General features: G+C 37.3%; 5 protein-coding genes. 3 read left to right on the forward strand and 2 right to left on the reverse strand.

Going from position 1 to position 3,629, the window contains the following annotated elements; translation table 11 throughout:
* Positions 1–39: 39 nt before the first annotated feature.
* Entirely contained in the window at positions 40–1,302 is a 1,263-nt protein-coding gene (locus tag G7Y57_RS17700) for a type II toxin-antitoxin system HipA family toxin (RefSeq protein ID WP_165027295.1), read from the reverse strand.
* Complete coding sequence (locus G7Y57_RS17705) at positions 1,299–1,625, reverse strand: helix-turn-helix domain-containing protein (RefSeq protein ID WP_165027302.1); 327 nt, start codon at positions 1,623–1,625, stop codon at positions 1,299–1,301. The genes G7Y57_RS17700 and G7Y57_RS17705 overlap by 4 nt, the downstream gene beginning before the upstream one ends.
* A 768-nt stretch (positions 1,626–2,393) precedes the next feature.
* On the opposite strand from G7Y57_RS17705, the gene G7Y57_RS17710 reads away from it, so the two are divergent.
* The 3 genes from G7Y57_RS17710 to G7Y57_RS17720 are packed head-to-tail and all read left to right on the forward strand — an operon-like array spanning position 2,394 to position 3,509.
* Positions 2,394–2,657, forward strand: a complete 264-nt coding sequence (locus tag G7Y57_RS17710) for a hypothetical protein (protein WP_165027306.1) — start codon at positions 2,394–2,396, stop codon at positions 2,655–2,657.
* Positions 2,658–2,668: 11 nt separating this feature from the next.
* Positions 2,669–3,169 (forward strand): SLOG family protein, encoded by a 501-nt coding sequence (locus tag G7Y57_RS17715; protein ID WP_165027309.1) that lies wholly within the window; start codon positions 2,669–2,671, stop codon positions 3,167–3,169.
* Positions 3,170–3,176: 7 nt separating this feature from the next.
* Positions 3,177–3,509, forward strand: coding sequence for a hypothetical protein (locus G7Y57_RS17720; protein ID WP_165027312.1), 333 nt, complete (start codon positions 3,177–3,179; stop codon positions 3,507–3,509).
* Positions 3,510–3,629: the final 120 nt, after the last annotated feature.

Below are 3,629 nucleotides of genomic sequence, written 5' to 3' on the forward strand. Positions count from 1 at the left end.
CGAAAGAGCGGAAGATGCACATTTTCATTGGTCTTACCGTCAATACGTGAATGCTGATTCCATCATGTCTTGTTCTGAATTTGGAATCTGATATTTGATAGCAATCGCTCTCCATTTAGAAACGATTCTCTTAATATTTGCAATTATATCTTCTGCTTCCTGATTCGATAATCTGTAATACTTTGCAACGCTCAATGCCAAATCAAAATCTAACGAATTATCATCTTCCGATATATTAAGCTTCAGTCCTGTTCCGTAAGGATTGGGATTGATATCATAGGCAGGAGACAATATCCAACCCGATGTTGTCAAAATAAATCCATGATTTCGGAGGTGGTCATCCGTATTACTCACTGCTATTGAAAAGACAATACGTTTAAATAGTTCAATTAAATCTTCTTTTACATTAGCTCCATTCTGAATGATGAATTCAACTAACTCAAGATAGCTTACTCCATCTTGAGAATCAGCTCCATCGATATATCCTAGTAAGGTCATGGCAGATGCAAAATGAATTCTTTTTCCTTCATTAGTTCTATCAAAACGCTTTGTCAAATAGGTATGGTATTTACTGTTGTATTTTTTCACAATACCCTCAGCCATATTAATTCCTGCTTTTTGAGCCAACTCACTTATAACCATTTCCCACGCTCCTGTATTTTGATCATCGCTATTGCTCGGAAATTTTGCAATCCAAAGCGATCCATCTGTATGTTGAATACTGGCTTTTGGTCTGGCACCACCTAAAGAAGAGCCGGGAGCCATCAGCATATTCAACCACTTTAGTATTTCGGGATTATCCTTTTCTATATTCTTCTCTAACTCAAGGCTGGCATGTTCCAACTCTCGTATTGAAGTCCAAGGAGGAGCGGAATAATCCTTATTATCGTCTAAGAACATACCATCCTCATCTATTTTGAAGCGCAACGCCCCCATTCGATGCAAATCGTAAACACCCAATAAGAAATCGGATTCAAAAAGAGTACTCATCGGTCTTTTTTCAGACTTAGCCAAGATTGCTTCTCGCCGTTTCATTAGAACCCGTCCCCATCTGTCAGGGGAGGAATCAAGAAATAATCCGAAATTTGATTTCTCTTCTCTCAAATATTGCATTCCTGAGAATAGCATTAAATCCGGATCTAGCGTTTGTGCTTTACCCGAGTTGAGCCAATTATTATTATATTCAAAGGAAAAGATCTCTTTACCTCTCAAATAATCGACAGTCAGCTTGCCCATTAACTGAGCCTCATTCAATTCAAGCCAGTCAGCATAAACGAATATTTCTTTCTTTTGATTCTTCATTGTGCAGATTTTTTATTCTTTGGAGCACGTTTGCCGACCAGCAGCTCAGCATCCTGTAATTTGCGTCCCAATATATCATTTGATGCGATCTGAGACAAGTCTTTTTCTAATCCAAGCACAAACAGCACTTGGGCATAAATTCCCATCGAAACACTCGATTCTCCTTTTTCCACTTGCCAAAGTGTAGATCGGGATATGCCTGCTCGTTCTGAAACTTGTTCAGCCGTTAGTTTTCGCCGCAAACGTGCAAGTTTTATATTCTCGCCCATATCAGCTAAGATCTGTGCTAACTTTGGTAATAATATTGCGTTTGTCTTTTTCATTATGATTCATATTTAATGCAAATATATATTATATGTTTAATATATGAAACATTAAATAAGTAATTTTACTTTGATTGTTTGGTATTTAGAAATATGCTTGTGAGAATACCTTTATCAATTAAATAGAGAAAGAGCTTTATAAAGGAATAAAGTATCTATTATTTACACTCAGTATACGGGAGTAATAGCTGTATCGTAAAGCCCAGTGAAAGACAACCCCCTGAATCCACTCTGGAACAACGCAAACGCTTATTGGGAAAGCGATAAAATAATCAAATTATTCTCACAAGTTATTCTTTCAAAAAAGCAATTACGTACCTTTGCAGCCGAAATATATACTATTACTGTATATTCCCCCTGCACCACATAACTATCCACTGCAAAGAAAGTCCCGGATAGAGAACCAAGCGTATATTCTTCCGATATACCCTTGATTTAAACAACTCATCTCCTCCTTATTGATATGGTCTAAACCATATATTTTGAAATAATTGATTATTGCATTTCTTTTTCATTTCTCCTATAATCATTCCTCAATTCTTCCTTTATCCAAAGTCGGTCATTTGTTCATCGAGCAAAGGTATGATGGTGTTTTTGTCATAGATATTCCGCTTCGCATTTTTCGTGAAAATCTTCCTCTTTCCCTTTGGGCGAGCGTATTTATCCCAAAAAAATATCTCTATCAAAAATCACAATACCTCTTGTTGCTCTATGAAACAAAAATGACCGACCTGTCGGATGCCGCAGAAGAAAAAAAAAGTCATGATTATGAGAAACGAAAAACAAATAATGAAACAAAATGACGCTCCTGCCGGAATTAACATAAAATTGGTTTGTAGAGTAGCTCTGTTGGGTGTTTGCGTGTGGTGTGTGTACAGAATAGGAGTATCAGCAGTGTCTGTGGTGGGAATATATATACTTATCCGTAGCGTGCTTAAAATCATCCGTTTGTCAGTCAGCATATTCTTTTCAGTACTCTCTATCCTGTTGCTGATGATAGTTATCTCCCTGATTGTAGTATTAATCTTTTAAAACATCCAACTATGAATATCATACATGTAGAAAAAAGCAAATCCATAGCCTTTACAGGACACCGTACCATTAGTGGGTCAACCGATGCAGAGCAAGTAAGAACCGATTTGTTGGCAACGCTGACACAAGCCTATAACAATGGCTTCAGAGCCTGTTATGTGGGTGCAGCACAAGGCTTCGACTTGTTAGCAGCGGAAGCAGTATTGGAACTACAAAAGATATATTCCGATATACAACTCTTTTGTGTCGTTCCATACGCAGGACATCACAGAGCATTTGACAGGGAGGACAAACTACGCTATATAGATATAGCAGACAGAGCCACATCCAATATCATTCTGTCTAGCCAATACTATGACGGTTGTTTTCTTCGCCGTAACGATTACATGATACACAATTCATCATTGCTTATTGCTTACCACGATGGAGGATTCAGAAGCGGAACGGCTTACACTGTCCGCAAGGCAAAAGCCAATTCAATACCAATCATCAATTTGTATAACATCAAATAACAATACCATGAACAAAGTATATTTATTAGCAAGCAGACAAACCATAGATAAAGACCAGCAAGCAGTAGCCATTAACCAAATCATCCGCATGGAGGGTTACAGCTATGATAAATATGTAGTGTACGATATAACCCAAGACCGTTGGGGAGTACATTATCATTTAATCAACCTCAGAACATTCCATTTTGATACCTCCGAAATCATACGCCCTTTGAGCCAAAAGTTTGGTATCGGTATGTATTTCGATGAACACAACATTGTATTCAAAACCGATGAAGAAGTAGCCGAAATACTAGCTAAAGCCAAAGAACAAGAGGCTAAGGAACAAGAAGATGTATAATATAATTGAAAAGTAGTCCACTTAGTAATTGAAAAGTATACCACTAAGTGTCTCGGATGAGATTGGCTAAAGATATTTATTCTTCATCAGGTTGTAACATTTTTTTAGTTTCTTTAACTC

This window comes from Dysgonomonas sp. ZJ279, assembly GCF_011039205.1.
Taxonomy (GTDB): domain Bacteria; phylum Bacteroidota; class Bacteroidia; order Bacteroidales; family Dysgonomonadaceae; genus Dysgonomonas.